15 protein-coding genes are annotated in these 16,293 nt (G+C 60.6%); 6 read left to right on the forward strand and 9 right to left on the reverse strand.

The window, feature by feature from the left end; genetic code table 11:
- Position 1: 1 nt before the first annotated feature.
- The 5 genes from SE16_RS11965 to SE16_RS11985 all read right to left on the reverse strand — a co-directional run bounded on the left by SE16_RS11965 (position 2) and on the right by SE16_RS11985 (position 6,106).
- Positions 2–1,090 carry a homospermidine biosynthesis protein gene (locus SE16_RS11965; protein WP_054492517.1) on the reverse strand — a complete coding sequence of 363 codons (1,089 nt, stop codon included), beginning with the start codon at positions 1,088–1,090 and terminating at the stop codon, positions 2–4.
- Between the two features lie 150 nt (positions 1,091–1,240).
- Entirely contained in the window at positions 1,241–2,041 is an 801-nt protein-coding gene (locus tag SE16_RS11970; protein WP_054492518.1) for a universal stress protein, read from the reverse strand.
- An 11-nt stretch (positions 2,042–2,052) separates the two neighbouring features.
- Entirely contained in the window at positions 2,053–3,111 is a 1,059-nt protein-coding gene (locus SE16_RS11975) for a Na/Pi cotransporter family protein (RefSeq protein WP_054492519.1), read from the reverse strand.
- Positions 3,112–3,123: 12 nt separating this feature from the next.
- Complete coding sequence (gene hisN, locus SE16_RS11980) at positions 3,124–3,900, reverse strand: histidinol-phosphatase (protein WP_054492520.1); 777 nt, start codon at positions 3,898–3,900, stop codon at positions 3,124–3,126.
- Positions 3,901–3,928: 28 nt separating this feature from the next.
- Positions 3,929–6,106 carry a xanthine dehydrogenase family protein molybdopterin-binding subunit gene (locus tag SE16_RS11985; RefSeq protein ID WP_054492521.1) on the reverse strand — a complete coding sequence of 726 codons (2,178 nt, stop codon included), beginning with the start codon at positions 6,104–6,106 and terminating at the stop codon, positions 3,929–3,931.
- A 268-nt stretch (positions 6,107–6,374) separates the two neighbouring features.
- Here SE16_RS11985 and dtd point away from each other — a divergent pair, with 268 nt between their 5' ends.
- A complete protein-coding gene (gene dtd, locus SE16_RS11990) occupies positions 6,375–6,812 on the forward strand; it encodes a D-aminoacyl-tRNA deacylase (RefSeq protein ID WP_054492522.1) in 438 nt (145 codons plus the stop codon).
- Positions 6,813–6,823: 11 nt separating this feature from the next.
- On the opposite strand, the gene SE16_RS11995 is transcribed toward dtd, so the two are convergent.
- Positions 6,824–7,639 (reverse strand): DUF5656 family protein, encoded by an 816-nt coding sequence (locus tag SE16_RS11995; protein ID WP_054492523.1) that lies wholly within the window; start codon positions 7,637–7,639, stop codon positions 6,824–6,826.
- Between the two features lie 155 nt (positions 7,640–7,794).
- Between SE16_RS11995 and SE16_RS12000 the strand changes: the two genes are divergently transcribed.
- From SE16_RS12000 to SE16_RS12010, 3 genes are read left to right on the forward strand one after another with little or no spacing between them, the layout of a single operon-like run.
- Positions 7,795–8,451: a prepilin peptidase gene (locus tag SE16_RS12000; RefSeq protein ID WP_054492524.1), complete on the forward strand. Its 657-nt coding sequence runs from the start codon at positions 7,795–7,797 to the stop codon at positions 8,449–8,451.
- Positions 8,452–8,462: 11 nt separating this feature from the next.
- Positions 8,463–9,317 carry a 3-methyl-2-oxobutanoate hydroxymethyltransferase gene (gene panB, locus SE16_RS12005; protein ID WP_054492525.1) on the forward strand — a complete coding sequence of 285 codons (855 nt, stop codon included), beginning with the start codon at positions 8,463–8,465 and terminating at the stop codon, positions 9,315–9,317.
- Positions 9,318–9,349: 32 nt separating this feature from the next.
- Positions 9,350–10,327 (forward strand): ketopantoate reductase family protein, encoded by a 978-nt coding sequence (locus SE16_RS12010; RefSeq protein ID WP_054492526.1) that lies wholly within the window; start codon positions 9,350–9,352, stop codon positions 10,325–10,327.
- On the opposite strand, the gene SE16_RS12015 is transcribed toward SE16_RS12010, so the two are convergent.
- A complete protein-coding gene (locus SE16_RS12015; RefSeq protein ID WP_060687644.1) occupies positions 10,324–11,388 on the reverse strand; it encodes a lipid II:glycine glycyltransferase FemX in 1,065 nt (354 codons plus the stop codon). The genes SE16_RS12010 and SE16_RS12015 overlap by 4 nt on opposite strands.
- On the reverse strand, positions 11,385–12,080 hold the full coding sequence (locus SE16_RS12020) for a YveK family protein (RefSeq protein ID WP_054492528.1): 696 nt from the start codon (positions 12,078–12,080) through the stop codon (positions 11,385–11,387). The genes SE16_RS12015 and SE16_RS12020 overlap by 4 nt, the downstream gene beginning before the upstream one ends.
- 177 nt (positions 12,081–12,257) lie before the next feature.
- On the opposite strand from SE16_RS12020, the gene SE16_RS12025 reads away from it, so the two are divergent.
- Positions 12,258–13,085, forward strand: a complete 828-nt coding sequence (locus SE16_RS12025; RefSeq protein WP_054492529.1) for an MBL fold metallo-hydrolase — start codon at positions 12,258–12,260, stop codon at positions 13,083–13,085.
- A gap of 47 nt (positions 13,086–13,132) precedes the next feature.
- Here the strand turns inward: SE16_RS12025 and SE16_RS12030 are convergent, their stop codons facing one another.
- On the reverse strand, positions 13,133–15,433 hold the full coding sequence (locus tag SE16_RS12030; protein WP_082382005.1) for a RelA/SpoT family protein: 2,301 nt from the start codon (positions 15,431–15,433) through the stop codon (positions 13,133–13,135).
- Positions 15,434–15,586: 153 nt separating this feature from the next.
- Here SE16_RS12030 and SE16_RS12035 point away from each other — a divergent pair, with 153 nt between their 5' ends.
- The gene (locus SE16_RS12035; protein ID WP_054492530.1) at positions 15,587–16,291 is read left to right on the forward strand and encodes a DUF6391 domain-containing protein; all 705 of its coding nucleotides are present in this window, start codon (positions 15,587–15,589) and stop codon (positions 16,289–16,291) included.
- The last annotated feature ends 2 nt before the right edge of the window (positions 16,292–16,293 follow it).

The following is a 16,293-nucleotide window of genomic DNA, read 5'->3' on the forward strand; positions in this document are numbered from 1 at the left end:
CTCAGGATGCCGATTCTGCCGCCAGGCGGTCGAGATAGTCACGGCGCAACTGTTCCAGCAAGGCTTCGCGGCGGTCGTAGAGCCGTTTCAGCGGGCGCGGCTGGCGTTTGGCGAGCGCATAGGCCGCCAAAATCGGCGCGGCAATGGTCGAATCCGTGTAGCAGACCACCGTGTCGGGCAATTGTTCGGGGTCCACCTTGCCCCATGTCACCGCCTCGTTAGGCGTTGCCCCCGACAAACCGCCCGTGTCGGGGCGGGCGTCAGTAATCTGGATGAAGTAGTCATGCCCGCGTTCATCCAGCCCCAGCACTTCCTGGATTTGCGGCTCGGTTTGCAGGGCGAAATTCTTGGGGCTTCCACCGCCCAGAATGAGCACGGCGCTCTTGCCGCCCGACTTCTTGGCGTCGTACACAATCGCCGCCGTCTCGTTCACATCCAGTTCGGGGTCGAAACCGACCTCGTAGCCCTGCAAGCGCAGCGCCGAAAGGTTCATGCCCACACCTGAATCGCCGGGGCTGGACGTGTAAACCGGCACGCCCGCTTCGTAGGCCGCCCCCAAGAGCGATCGGTATTTGACGCCCAAGACGCGCTCGCGTTCGCGCACGTAGCGCCCCAGGCGATAGTGCAGTTCCGCCGTGCCCATGCGCTTCTGGAATTCGGGCTGCTTCAACACTTCGCGGAAGAAAGCGTCCGTTTCAAAAAGAACATCGGCTTCAAAGAGAATATCGTAGATGCGAATGACGCCCTGCTCGCGGAGCGCCACGTCGTCCACGTAGGGCGTGGATTGGTAGAGCGAAAAGCCCAACGAACGGTGCACGTCGTGGTACAGGTTCGCGCCGGTGGAGATAATCCAGTCCACAAATCCCGCTTCGATGAGCGGCACAAAGACGGCGTAGCCCATGCCGGTGGGTGTGAGCGCGCCCGTCAGCGTGAGCACGACCGTGACATCCGGTTCGAGCATTTTTTGGGCGAAAATCTGGCACGCTTCGCGCAAACGCGCCGCGTTGTACGCAAAAAAGAAATCGTCCACCAGGGTGGTGACAGGGATATCGCCTTCCAGCGGGTAAGGGTCAAGTTTGCGTCCGTACATGGAACCTCCTTGTTTCTCAATCTCACACGGGCAAAGGCTGATTGTACGCCAATTGATACGGTGAACAAGCCACACGCGGCAAGAAAACGCGGAGTGAGAACATTGAAAAGGTCGCCACTGGCGCGCATTCCACGCGCCAGTGCGTGCTGTTTAGCGCACTACAAGCACGGGTGCGGGGGCTTTCACCAACACATCGTGCGTGATATCGTCGAGGAGAATGCGCCGCCACCCCGCGCCGGGGTGGGCGCCCAAGACCAGCATGTCGTAATCCCAAGCCGCTTCGGCGATGATTTCTTCAACCACCAGCCCATACCGCAAGCGTTCTTGCACATGGGCGTGGCGCTTGCTCAACAGTTGCCTATCGCCGGCGAGGATACGGCGCGCCAGTTGGACGGTTTCCGAATCTTCCACGCTAGGGTCGTACGGGGTGAGCGCCAGTTGCGAGATGACGTGCAAAATGGTGATTTCCAAAGGAAGCGTCACGAGTTCGGGAAGTTGTTCCATAAAACGGCGGGCGAGCGGCGCATCGGTACGCAATCCTTCACACAGCAAGAGACGGCGCACGGGGGCAATGCGCCCCTTGGCGACTACAACCGGGCACGGCGCATGTTCCACCACGCGTTGGGCTGTGGAGCCGAGCAAGAAGCGCGTGCGCAATGTGTGGTGCTGGCGTTCACCCACCACCGCCAGATCGTACCCACCTTCCTCACACTCGAACACAATTTCTTCGGCGGGATGCCCTTCACGGATGCGCGTCTGTACCCGCGCCAGATTGGGCGGCAAGGCACGCTGCGCCTCTTCCAACGCCACACGGGCGGCTTCTTCAGAATGCCCCGGCTTGCGCACCGTCAACAGGGTCAGGGCGGCGTTGGTATCACGGGCGAGCAACCCCGCAAAAGTGACCGCTTTTTGCGAATGTTCCGCCCCCCCGGTTGCCACGAGAATGTGCATACTGCCTCCTTTCACATGAACAAGCCCACCGCCGGCACGGCAAAAAGCACCACCAAAAAGAGCACCACGCGCGAGGGGTGCGCCGTCACCCATTCGACAAATGTTTCCATGGCGACTTCATACGGCCGAAAAGCGAACACCAGAATGAAAAGCGCCGCGACGCCCACGCTCACCATTTCCGCCAACACCACGTCGAACGCCCGCGGTGTTTCCATGAGCAATGACGCCAGCAAGGTGTCCACAAAGGTGGTGATGTTCGCCCCCATGATGTAGGGGATGACGTTCTCACGGCGCATAAGGCCGCGGTCGCTCAACGGGACAAGAATGCTCACAGAGAGGCTCACCGACATGGAAATCAACGTCACCACTGCGCCCAGCAAGAACATGACCGAGGGGCGGTAAACGAATTGCGCAATCTGGTCGAAGTGGGCGGCTTTGAGGGATTCCGTCGGGAGCGCACGGTCGAGCAGGGCGAAACTGAGCATGATGAAGAGGAAGCCAATCCCGAAAAACGACCACAGGGGCACGAAACCGCTCAGCGTGAGGCGCACCGGCTCAAACAACAGGTCCACCACCGAGGTAACCGCCACGCCGCGCGGGCGCGGGACGCGCGTCAGCCAATCGGTTTGCAAAAGCCAGATGCCCGGCACCAGCCCGATCACATGCAGCGAGATGGTGATGGCAAAGGAGAGCAAGCCCATGCTCAGGCTGTTCAGCAGGCTGCGCCCCCGCAAGGCATAGATGAACCCCACGCAGAGCACAATGAAACTCGCGCCGAACCGTGAGCCCATAATCATGGTGAAGGCGGAAGTCGCCGTCATCAAGCCGCTGTCGAGCAGGGCAAGCGCAACGGCGGCAATCGGCGAACCGCTCATGATGATCATCGAAGCCAGCCAACCGGCGGCAAGGCTGGGCAACGGGCGGCGCAGGTCAAGCCAACCTTCAATCAGGGGCGCGAGACTGCGCGCGCCGTCTTTCATGAGCACAATGCCCAGCGCAAAGAGCAAAATGCTCGCCGTAAAGACGAGCATTTTGTTCATTCGTCGTGTCCACACCGCAACGGTCTGCATGCGCTCTCCTCATCAGGTGGTCGGCGCGCGTGTCAACGCCATCACTTGCTCAAACAGGTGGCCGTTCGTCGCAATGCTTTCGGCGTTGGAGATGGTGCGATTGCCTTGCCAGTCGGTGAGAGTGCCGCCGGCTTCTTCCATGATGACCAGCAGCGGCGCAATATCCCAGATGGACATGATGGGGTCGCACATGATGTCGGCGCGCCCCGTTGCAACCAGTGCATAGCCGTATGCGTCGCCCCAGGTGCGTTGAAACGCCGTTGCCCGCACGAGGCGCTGCCAGGCGTCGGCTTTGCCGTATGGCTCGAATTTGTTGAGGTTGGAGACCAGGAGTTTCGCCTGGGAAATGTCCCGCACGTCTGACACACGCGCACGCCGTCCGTTCCAGAAACAGCCCATGCCGCGCGCTGCATAGACCATTTCACCCAGTGCGGGGAAGAAAAGCACGCCCAGCACCGGTTCCCCGTCTTGCAGGAGCGCAACCATGGTGCCGTAGAGCGGCACGCCGGTGATAAACGACTTGGTGCCATCAATGGGGTCGAGCACCCAGGTGTAGGCGGAGCGCGCCGGCTTTTCGCCATGCTCTTCGCCGATAATGCCGTGGTCAGGGTAGGCACGTTCGATGAGCCGCCGCAAGAGCGCTTCGGCTTCACGGTCGGCAACGGTCACGGGGCTGGCGTCGGCTTTGGTTTCGACATGCACATTGGTTTGAAAATAGCCGAGCGTCAGCCGTCCGGCTTCCCAGGCGGCGTCGAGGGCAAAAGCAAGCAAGGTGTCAAGTGCAGTCATAGGCGCTCACACAGGTTGGTTGTTCCACTCACAAGCGTGGGTGGAGTTTGGCAACAATTTTGTCAGGCGTCAACGGCAAGTCATCAAACCAAACGCCCGTCGCATCGTACACGGCGCTGGCAACCGCCGGCGCCAGCGGGATGAAGGGCATTTCAGCCATGCCGCGCGCGCCCCACGGTCCTTGTGGGTCGGGGTATTCGAGAATCAGGCTTTCGACACGGTCGGGGATGTCATAGACCGTGGGGATCAGGTAGGTACTGAGATGGCGCGTCAGCACTTCGCCATTGCGCACCTGGAAATGTTCCAGCACCGCATAGCCCACGGCTTGCACAACGCCCCCTTCAATTTGCCCTTCAATCAGGCGCGGGTTGATGGCTTTGCCGACGTCATCGGCGCAAATAACGCGCGTGATATGCACAAATCCCAACTCCGTGTCCACTTCCACCTCGGCGACTTCGGCGACGAAGCCATACGAAACGTTGGGGTCGGCTTCACCCGTTTCGGGGTCGAAGGGGGTGGTGGCACGCGGGCGGTAGCGGTACGTGCCGACGGCGGGGCGCACTTCATCGTGCCAGAGTTTGAGCGCGCGCATCGCCGCACCGCGGATGGCGTTGCCCGCGTAGAAGGTCATGCGGCTGGCGCTACTGCTCCCCGACGAGCCGGGGGTTTCATCGGTATGGTCGGCGACCAGGCGCACCCGTTCGACAGGCACGCCCACCGCTTCGGCTGCCATCTGGCAAAAGACGGTGTGTGCACCTTGCCCCACGTCTGCACCGGCACAGCGCACCACGACTTCTTCAATATCACCCCCGCCGTGCAGTTCGACCTGCGCCCAACATTCATCCACAAAACCAAACGAGAAGCCAACGTTCTTCATGGCGCAGGCAAAGCCAACACCCCGTTTGATATGCGGCGCGCCGGACGGGGAAAGCGTCGGCTTCTGAAACGAACCGTCGGGGCGCTTCCAGCCCGCCCGCTCAGCAGCGGCTTCGATAACGTGCGGCAGGCTCACACCGGGCGGCATGTGGGCGCGCGTGGTGAGTTGGCTCCCTTCGCGCAAGCAGTTCTTCAAGCGCAACGCCACAGGGTCAAGCCCGAGGCGGGCGGCGAGTTTGTTCATCTGCATTTCGGCGGCAAAGTGCCCCTGCGGCGCGCCAAAGCCGCGAAACGCGCCCGTGGGGATGTTGTTGGTGTAGACGGCATAACTATCCACCTTGGCGGTCGGCCACTCGTATGGACCCGTCACGCACAGGTGCGCATTGCCCAACACCTTGGTGCTGGTGTACGCATACGCGCCGGCGTCAGCAATCACCTCGGCTTCGACGCCCAGCAAACGCCCCGAATAGGTCGCCGCCCAGCGTGTGCGAATGGTCATGGGGTGGCGCTTGTGGTGCCCGATGATACTCTCTTCACGCGTCCAGACGATTTTCACAGGTCGCCCCGTCTTGACGGCGGCAAGCGCCAGCACAATCTGGACGCTCATATCCTCGCGCCCGCCAAACGCGCCCCCAATGGCGCTGTATTCCACGCGCACGCGCTCTTCGGGCCATCCCAGCGCATGCGCAATTTGCTGGCGGTCTTCATGCATCCACTGCCCCGCCACATTGACAACCACCTGGTCGCCTTCCAGCCAAGCGAGCCCGGCTTCGGGCTGCAAGTAGGCGTGCTCCTGAAACGGCGTGCGGTACTCGCCCTCGATAATCACATCGGCTTCGGCAAAAGCCGCTTCCACATCGCCATTGCGGATTTTGTAGTGGCAAAGCAGATTGCTGTCGCCGCGCTCGGGGTGGATGATGAAGGCGTCGGGCTGCATGGCGGCAACGGGGTCGGTCAGCACGGGCAAGTCTTCATACACCACCCGGATTTTTTCACGGGCTTCGAGTGCGGCTTCCTCGGTTTCAGCAATCACACACGCCACCTGGTCGGCAACGCAGCGCACCACATCGCCGCAGAGCACCGGCTGGTCGTAGATGATGAGCCCATACTCATTGACGGGGACATCTTCGGCGGTGAGAATGGCGACCACGCCGGGGACCTGTTTCGCCGCACTCAGGTCAAGGTCCACAATGCGAGCATGGGGACGCCCGGCAAAGAGGATTTTCATGTAGAGTTGACCGGGCTTGTTGAGGTCGCCAGGGTAGCGGGCACGTCCGGTGACTTTGTCAATAGCACCAACACGCGAGAGACTGCTTCCAATGGCGCGCATACGGTTTCCTTTCTGGATTGTGCGGGGGCTTCACCGTTTCTTTACGCCTGCATTGTGAAGGGTTGTGTGTGGGTGTCAAATTGCTGGCGTGCGTTCAGCCACGCAAAAGCGTCGGAACCGGTCGGTTCCGACGCTTTTCTGGGGGGAGGAGAGGAGCGCCTTGTGTGCGTTTGCCTGCTTGGCTCTCATCTGCACGTGTAAGGTAGCATGTTGCTGTAAACTGCATATGATGGTTGTGTAAACATTTGTTCACAGAGGAGGCGCAAGTATGCGGATTGTTCTGCAACGCGTTCGCCATGGTGCGGTGGACGTAGAAGGCCAACGCATCGCCGAAATTGGGCGCGGCGTGGTGCTACTTGTGGGGATTACCACAGACGACGGCATGGAAGCGGTCGAGTGGCTGGCGTCCAAAGTGGCGCATTTGCGCATTTTTGAAGATGACGAAGGGAAAATGAACCGTTCCTTGCTGGATGTGGGAGGAGAAGCGCTGGTCGTTTCACAGTTCACGCTTTACGGCGACGCTCGCAAAGGGCGACGTCCCAGTTTCACGCAAGCGGCGCCGCCAGAAAAAGCCGCGCCACTTATTGACGCCTTCGCCGAGGCGCTACGGCGCGAAGGGGTCCCCGTGCAAACAGGGCGATTTGGGGCGCACATGCTGGTACTCATCGAAAACGATGGACCTGTCACGCTGATTCTGGAGCGGTGAAACCGAGGCGGTTAGGTGAAGAGCCGCACGCTGAGCGCCACCAGGCTGATGAAAACCACGGTGGCATATTCAATCAACGTCTGGCGCGAGAGGCGTTGCAGGAAATATTGCTGGCTTATCCCCGTCAGCAAATAAAACCCTATCGTCAAGACACCGCCCCCCACCAGCGCCGAGACGCGCCAATAGGTCATCGGCCACACGAGTTCGCCCATGACGAAGGCAATCAAGGCGCTGTAGAGCCACACACGCGCATCACGCGCTGTGCCAATACGCAACAATGTGAGCGAAAAAATCATGGCGGCAATCATCACCAGCGGGGCGGCGAGAGCGGTACGCACACGCAAGCCGTAGATTTGGGCGAAGTAGGTAAACGCCAGGAAGTAGGTAAACACATTCAAGAAGAGGCGGGCGCGCACCCCTTCGGGGTCGTCCAGGTCAATGGTGCGCAGTTCGGCATAGATGACCAGCGCCAGCACCAAGCCCGTGCCCAACAAGACCCCCAGCCACAGCAACGTTTCATCACGCACACGCACCAGCAAGCCGCTACTGACGAGGGTCACAATCATGGGCAAAATCCAGAAGAGGGCGGCGCTGGAACGGGGCGCACGCCGATAAAGCGGGTGCTCGCGCAAGGCGTAGTCTGTGCCGGCGGCAACCAGCAACGCCACCACAGCACCGACCATCAGGTTCGCCGAAATCAGAATCTCGACCGGTGAACCCAGAATGGTCGCGGCAATCACCCACCCCGGCGCTTCGTAAATTGTGGCAATTGCCAGCCCCAACAAGGTCAGGCTGACAACCACGCTGAGACGTTCGTAGCGATTCATGGCGGCTATTGTAGGCGCTTGTCATGGGCTGTCAACGGCGCGTGCGTGCGTATCGCGCATGTGCGCCGGCTCGCTCCTTCCGCGCCAGTTGGCAGAATGTGGTAAACGCCATACACTCCCCCTTACAGCAAACAGACAACAGCACAGAGAGCGCCATGTATCTTTTTGAGACGCTAATGGTGTTTGTCTTGCCGGTTGGGTGGCTGGTGGTGCGGCTTGCCGACCGTGCGCCGCAATACGCCCGCACAGAACGCCCCCGCGACGGTTTTTTTGTGCGCTGGCGCTGGCGTTCACAGGCGGTGCCCTTCATCAACGCGGCGGCGTGGGGGCTCACCGCCTACGCCGGGCACCAACTGGACAGGATAACGCTGGCGCTTGTCCTGCTGCACACGTCCATTTTGCTACTCATTCTCGTGGTGGACGCCGAAACGCGCCTCATTCCCGATGTGGTGATTTGGCCGGCTATTCTCTTCGCGTGCCTCGCCATTCCGCTCGATAGCCGTGTCGCATTCCCGAACGCCTTGCTGGCGGGCGTGGGCGGCTTTCTGACCTTCTTTTTGCTGGCTGTGCTCACACGAGGCGGGTTTGCGCTGGGCGACGCCAACCTGGCGTTGTACATTGGGCTCATCACAGGGCATCCAGATGTCTGGCGGGCACTCATCTACGGCATTTTTATCGGTGGTGGTATCATTGTGGTCCTCTTGCTCATGCGGCGCGTGACGCTCAAAACGTATGTGCCGTATGGACCGTTTTTGTGCCTTGGCGCTTGGCTTGCGCTTTTGTTGCAAATTTCCGGTCGAGGAGTTGGATAAGGGGGAAGGAGATGAGCGACAAACCGGTCACCATTCTTGATTTGCACCGCAAATACCAGGCTGGTGAACCCATCGTCATGGTCACGGCTTACGATTACCCGTCGGCGTTGCTTGCCGACCGCGCCGGTGTGGATGTCATTCTGGTGGGAGACTCGCTCGGTATGGTCGTCCTGGGGTATGAGACCACCGAACCCGTGACCATGGAGGAAATGCTCATCCACATTCGCGCCGTGCGGCGGGGCGCGCAACGCGCCTTTATCGTGGGGGATATGCCCTTTGGCAGTTATGAAGCCTCAAATGAAGAAGCCGTCCGCAATGCGTTCCGCCTGATGAAAGAAGGGCGCGCCCACGCCGTCAAACTGGAAGGCGGCCGCCGTATGGCTGACCGGGTGCGTGCTATTGTGCAAAGCGGGATTCCCGTCATGGGGCACATTGGGCTGACGCCCCAAAGCGTGAGCGCGCTGGGCGGTTTTCGTGTGCAGGGGCGCACCGCCAAAGAAGCGTTGGCGCTCATTGACGACGCGCTCGCCCTGCAAGAAGCGGGCTGCTTCGCCATTGTGCTGGAAGCCGTCCCCGTTGAAGTGGCCGCCGCGATTACCGAGCGCCTCGACATTCCCACCATTGGCATTGGCGCGGGGAACGGCGTCTCCGGGCAGGTGCTGGTGTATCACGACCTGCTGGGCATGTTCGACCGGTTCACGCCCAAATTCGTGAAACAGTACGCCTCTATCGGAAGCGCGATTGAAGAGGCGCTCCGTGCCTACGCGCAGGACGTTCGCGCAGGCGCTTTTCCCGCCGAGGAACACACCTTCCACATGGCGGATGATGAACGCGAAGCCTTTCAACACGCGCTGGCATCGCGCTGATACCCATGCATGAACCACCGTGGAGGACAACCATGCGAATTGCAGTGATTGGCGCCGGAGCAATGGGCAGTCTCTTCGGGGGGCTGCTCGCCACACACCCTGACAACGACGTATGGCTGGTGGACCCGTGGATTGAGCATATCAGCACCATCAAAGAAGAAGGGTTGACGCTCATCACACACGAGGGCGAACCGCTGCTGTTGCGCGTCAACGCCACCACCGACCCCGACGAAGTCCGCGATCACGGCGGGCTGGTGGATATGGCGCTCATCTTCGTGAAAAGTTATGCCACAGCACGCGCGGCACGGCAGGCGGCGCGCATTCTTGCGCCCGATGGGCTGGTGCTGACCCTGCAAAATGGGCTGGGCAACCGTGAAGCCATCGCCGAAGTAGTGGGGGAAGCGCGTGTGGTGCAAGGCGTGACGAGCCACGGCGCCAGCGTGCTTGGTCCTGGGCGCGTGCGCCACGCCGGCACAGGGGAGACGTTTCTCAGCCCACCCACACCCGAAATGCGCCCGCGCGTGGAGGCTATCGCCGACATGTTCGCCCAGGTGGGCATTGACACGCGCGTGATTGATGATTTGCAGACGCTTTTGTGGAGCAAACTCATCGTCAACGTGGGCATCAACGCCCTCACGGCGATTTTGCGGGTACATAACGGCGTGCTCACGCGCTACGACATTTGCCGCGAAATGGTCGCCCGCGCAGTGGACGAGGCGGTAGCCGTTGCCAACGCGCTGGGCATCCAATTGCCCTACGATGAACCTGTGCGGCACGTGCTCGATGTCGCCTGGCGCACAGGCGCAAACCGCTCATCCATGCTCACCGATATTTTGCGCGGCACGCCCACCGAAATTGACGCCATCAACGGCGTCGTCGTCCGCGAAGGCGACCGTCTGGGGATTCCCACGCCCTTCAACGAGGCGCTGGTGTTGCTCATCAAGGGGCTTGAAGCCACCGCCGACGAACGGATTGAAGAAACGCTCCCCTACAAGCCCACCATGCTCTAACGTTCAGCCGTGTGGTGCATGCGCCGCCAAAACGCCCGCACGCGCGGCAAAGCCCGCCACATTGCCCAGTAGCCCAGGCGGGAAACGGGGTAATCCCACGCCCCCATCTGTTCGCGCAGGGTCGCGCCAAACCCACGCTTGAACCGCCAGACCCCCCACAGGGGGTCGTTTTCATCTTCACGCTCAGGCGCTCCCCACAAGTCATACGTGCGCGTCCCAACGGCTTTGCCCCAGCGGATGGCTTCCCATTGGAGCAAGTAGGTGGGCATCAGGTTGCGGTGGCGCTCTGTGCTCGCACCGTAGAAGTACCAAATGGTGTCACCGTAGCGGAAGAGAATCAGCCCGGCAACGCTCTCGCCTTCCACGTCGGCGAACAGCACCCGCGCCAAGCCGCGCCGCATAAAATCACGCCACACATCCAGGTAATACGCTTCCGGCCGCACCAGAAACCCATTGCGGCGTCCCGTTTCGCGATACATGGCGTAAAAAAGCGGCAAGTCGGCTTCACCGCCCACACGCACCTGCACCCCGCGGCGCATCGCCAGGCGAATGTTGTAGCGCGTTTTCTGGTGCATGTTCGCTAGAAGGGTCTCTTCGTCGGGCGTCAAATCAATGACGGCGGTGTTGCGAAACTGCACTTGCTCGGGGCTATACCGCCACCCACGCGCCCGCAACAGCGGCACAACCACCGCATGGTCGGCGGGCACGTCGGCGTCAATCTTCAACCAGATGACACGCAGTCGGCGCGCTTCCTGTTCGAGATCGGCGAGCACGCGCGCCGCCAGGTCTGCATCATCGGGGTCGAACAGCGGCCCCTTGGGGACGTAAGCGACGCCAAAGGGTGTACCGGGAAGCGCACGCCGCAGGATTTGCGCCGCCGCGCGGACGCGCCCCTCAGCATCCAGCCACTGATAGCGATAGGGTCGCCAGCCCCACCGCGATTTGAATTCCCCCCACGCCCACGATTGCAAAATGTGGTGCAGGGGCAACTGGGGCGCTATGCGTTCCCATGCGGCTTCATCCGAGACGGGAACCATGCGAAAAGGTGTGGTCGCGCTCATCGAGGAATAACCCCCAAAGTGGGCGCTTGCACAACACGCTCAGCCTCGCGCGGGGTGAACAGCCGTGTGCGACGCCGCCAGGCATGCCACACAGCCGCCGGCACCATCAGCCCAACGCCCACCAACGCCCCCAAGCCCATCCCGACGAATGGGCGCGGCGCAACCCGCTCGGCGCGCATCGCAGGCGTCAGGATAACAGCGTGCAAGCGGTCGGCTTCGTTGCGCCGTGGGTTGTCCGTTTCCAGGCGCTGAATGAAATACATCGTCACGCCGTGCGCGATACGTTGGGCGTCGGCGGGTGTCGCCCCGTCGGCGGAAATCCGCAGCACAAGCGCGCCTGCATCGGCTTCGGCGTGTACCAGGCGGCGCAATGTCGCGCCGTCTTCGTGCCATCCCTTGGCGCGCGCTACCTCATCGAGGACAGGTTCGCTGGCAATCACCTGGGCGTACCCACGCGTCACCTGCATCAAGGACGAAATGGTGTTCTGGTTGAACACTTCCGGTTCCAGGCTGAGCACCACCGTGGTGCGGTAGCGGGTGGGTTGCAGCATGGCGATGCCGGCGCCGACGAATGCGCCCAGCAAACACCCGCTGACCCACCAGCGGCGGTAGCGCCATACAAAGCGCCCCACCATTGCCAGCACATGTATCAATTGGAAGAACAACGCGCGCACGCGCGGACGCCATGTCATCGGCATAGGCTTTTTCACTCACCACAATGCGTATCGGGGGCACATTCTATTGCCTTTGGCGGAACCAGCAAGCCTTTTCAACCTCATGCCATTTGCATCTGAGAATTGAAAGAGTAAACTTTTGCCAACTCTGTGTGCAGCCCTTGTTCACCAAGCCAACATCCGGGAGAACCATCCATGTCGCAAGCCGTTTCAGTTGCGTCAGGCATTCTCTGTCTGACCATCCAAAGCCCGCAAGCCCTGTTTGAAGAACCGACAAACTGCTATCTTGTCGCATGGGATGAAGGCGTCCTTGTGATTGACCCGCCCAGCGACGATGAAACCCACATTGCCGCCATTCTCAGCGCCGCCCAGACGCTGGGGCGCTCCATCACCCACATCGTGATCACCCATGCCCACCCCGACCACATCGGCGGCATGTTGCCGCTGCACAGCGAAACCGGCGCCCCTATCGCCGGGCATCCGCGGCTAGCGCATCTCATCAACGCTATCCCGCCTACGGCGTTTGTTGCCCTGCATGAAGGCGACACGCTGGGCGCATGGCGTGTGCTGGAAGTGCCGGGACACGCCCGCGAGCATATCGCGCTCTGGCATGAACCAGAGCGCATTGGCATTGTGGGCGATGTGGTGCATGGGCAGGGGACGGTCGTCATCAATCCCCCCGGCGGCGATTTGCAGGCATACATGCGCACCTTGCAGCGTTTGCGGGAGATGAGCCCCCGCCTGCTGCTTGCCGGGCACGGTCCCCCCATCACCGCCCCCGTCGCGGCGCTGGACGCGCTGATTGCCCACCGTGAAGCGCGCGAGCAGGCGGTTCTGCAAGCGTTGACGCCGATTCCGCAACCGATCCATGCCCTCGTCCCCAAAGTGTACGCGGACGTCTCACCTGAACGCTGGCCCGTCGCGGCGCGATCGCTGCTGGCGCACCTGCTGAAACTGGAAGCCGAGGGGCGCGTTCTGCGTACCGATGAGGGCTGGCTGCGCCCCGGCGTTTCGTCTGAATAAGAAACGCCACCCTGCAAGCGGGTGGCGAAGGTGCTAGGCGAGCACACTCATGCGCTTTGCCGATACGCTTCGAGCACGTTCGGCAGGCTGTTGATGCGGTGCAAAATGCGCGACAATTGCGCCGCGTCCTTGATTTCAAGGGTTGCCGTAATGGTCGCGCTGCGGTCGCGCTTGTTGGTGACGGCGTTCGCGGCGGCGAGGTTCACATTTTCCTTGGCGACAATATCCACAATATCGCGCAACAAACCGCCACGGTCGAACGCCCGCACTACAATCGTCACCTGATAGAGTTGCTGGGGGTCTTCGCCCCATTCGACCTGCACGATGCGGTCGGGTTCACGCGCATTGATGATGTTGGGGCAATCGGCGCGGTGAATCGTCACGCCGCGCCCTTTTGTGATGTAGCCCACGATTGGGTCGCCGGGCAGCGGGTTGCAACACCGTGCCATGCGCGTGAGCAAGCCCCCCACGCCGCGCACACTGATTTGGCTTCCGCTGGGTTTTTGCGGCTTGACGGCGGGCAGTTCTTCGAGGATTTCTTCGTCGGTCTTCAAGCGCGCCTGTTCCTGGCGTTGCAGTTCCAACGCTTTGGACGCCACCGATTGCGGGCTGACGTCGCCATAGCCAATGGCGGCCAAGAAGTCATCCACGTTCTCATAGCCCGCCAGTTCCGCCAGTTTCTCAAATGGTTCATGCTGCAAGCCCAGGCGTTTCAACTCGCGTTCCAGCAACAAGCGCCCCTGCGTAATGTTTTCCTGGCGGTCTTGCTTGCGGAACCACTGGCGAATCTTGCTCCGCGCACGCGACGTTTTGACATAGCCCAAGTGGGGGTTGAGCCAATCGCGGCTGGGGCGGCTATGCTTGCCGGTGATAATTTCCACCTGGTCGCCATCTTTCAACTGGTAGTTGAGCGGCACAATGACGCCGTTCACCCGCGCCCCACGGCACCGATGCCCAACATCGGTGTGGATGTAGTAGGCAAAATCAATCGGTGTAGAGCCGGCGGGCAGTTCTTTGATGTCGCCCTTGGGGGTGAAAACCAGCACGCGGTCGGGCAGAACATCACTCCGCACCGACTCCATGAAGGCTTCGGCGTCCTGCTCTTCTTCGCCCTCTTGCCGCAAAAGCGAACGCAACCAGCGAATTTTCTCTTCCAGGAAGCGGTCTGATTGGCGCATTTCTTCTTTGTAGCGCCAGTGGGCAGCCACCCCGTATTCCGCCAGGTAGTGCATTTCGCGCGTGCGGATTTGCACTTCCAGCGGCTTGCCCTCCGGCCCGACCACGGCGGTATGCAGCGATTTGTAGCCGTTCTCTTTGGGGTTGGCGATGTAGTCATCAAATTCACCCGGAATGGGACGCCACATGCTGTGCACAATGCCGAGCGTTGTGTAGCAATCACGAATGGCGCTCTCTTCATCCTCAGCGTCAATGATGATGCGAATGGCGCGCACATCGTAAATCTGGTCGAGGTCGCGCTCTTTGCGCCGCATTTTTTTGTAGATGCTGTAGAGGTGCTTGGGGCGCCCGGTAATTTCGGCTTTGATGCCGGCGCGTTCCAATCGAGCGCGCAACTGCTGAATGACCTTTTGGATGTATTGCTCGCGCTCTTCGTGCCCTTCATTGAGACGGGCTTGCAGTTGTTCGTATTTGTCGGGTTCGAGATAGCGAAAGGAGAGGTCTTCCAATTGCCATTTGATTTGCCAAATCCCCAGGCGATTGGCGAGGGGCGCCATGATGTCCATCGTCTCGCGCGCCATGCGAATTTGCTTTTCGCGCGGCAACCCATGCAAGGTTTGCATGTTGTGCAGGCGGTCGGCGAGTTTGATGAGGATGACGCGCACATCCTCAGCCATCGCCAGAAACATTTTGCGCAAGTATTCGGTCTCGCCGCTCTTCTTCCACTTGACCCATTCCTCTTCCCCACGGCGGCGGTAGCCCGTCAGTTCGTTGATACGGCTCAATTTGGTGACGCCGTCCACCAGCCGCGCCACTTCGTCGCCAAATTCGCGCTTGATGTCATCCAGCGTCACATCCGTATCTTCGACGGTATCATGCAAAAGACCCGCCACAACGACCGGCGGGTCTATGCGCAAATCGGCCAGAATTTCGGCGGTCGCCACACAGTGCGCCACATACGGTTCGCCGGTTTTACGGCGCTGTTGCGCATGCGCTTCTTTCGCAAACTCATAGGCTTTTTGAATAATGGAGACATCATACGTGGGGAAACTGCGCGCAACGGCTTCTTTCAGCCGGTCAACGCGGAGTTGCAATTCCGCGTAAAACTGCGCGTCGGCTTCGGAAAGTTGTTGGTCTCTCTTTTTTTCTTGTTCAACGGGAATTTCGCTCATAACGCCCCTCGACACACAATCGGCGACAGTTTTATCGGATAGTATAGCGTAGAGCAGAAACACGCTCAAAATCTGGACTGTGCAAGCCCACTTTTTTATCTCTTGAAGGCGATTATACTCCCCAAATGCACATCGGATGAAAGGAGAAAGCGCATGTTCTGGTGGTTCTTGCTCGCGCTGTTCTTTTTGGTGATTTTGATACCGTTTTTTATTTTGGTGTTGTTGCCGCTCGGCTTGACGGCGCACTCGGTGGTTGTTCTGCTGACGGCGCTACCGCAACTGTTGGATGTGGCGCGCGACCGACGGCGACGACGCCACCATGCGCTTGAACACGCCACCATCAACGTGCTTGAAGAACACGCCGGTCATGCGCTTCCCATCAGCGGGCTTGCCGAAGCCGACGGTTTTCGGCTCACGACGCCGCTGCCCCTTTCCGCCGAGGCTATTCTCGACGCCGCCGAGGAAGCCCTGTTGCGCCTGCAACGCGGCGAAACGCACTTGGCGCTCCACCCACGTTGTGGCACGACCATTGTCGCCGGTCAACTGCTTTTTGCCGCCACGCTCTTGCTCGTCTTCCTCTTCTGGACAGAATGGTTTTGGGTGGGCTTCCTGGTGGCGCTTCTGCTTGCGCTGACAGGGGCGCGCCCGCTTTCGCTGGTGTTGCAGCGTTTTCTCACGACCGATGCCGATGTGCGCGGTCTCGCGCTTTCTCATATCGAGCCGGCATTGCCCTCTTCGATATGGTCGGCTTTTCTGATGATCAGCACCGGTCCCACCTGGAAGGTGGTGGTTGTGGAAACGCCCACGGTGCGCCGCGTCAAAATCGAAGGACAAGGTGGACGATATCGCGCATTCTGAAC

Origin of the sequence: Ardenticatena maritima (genome assembly GCF_001306175.1) — a bacterium.
GTDB classification, from domain to species: Bacteria; Chloroflexota; Anaerolineae; order Ardenticatenales; family Ardenticatenaceae; genus Ardenticatena; species Ardenticatena maritima.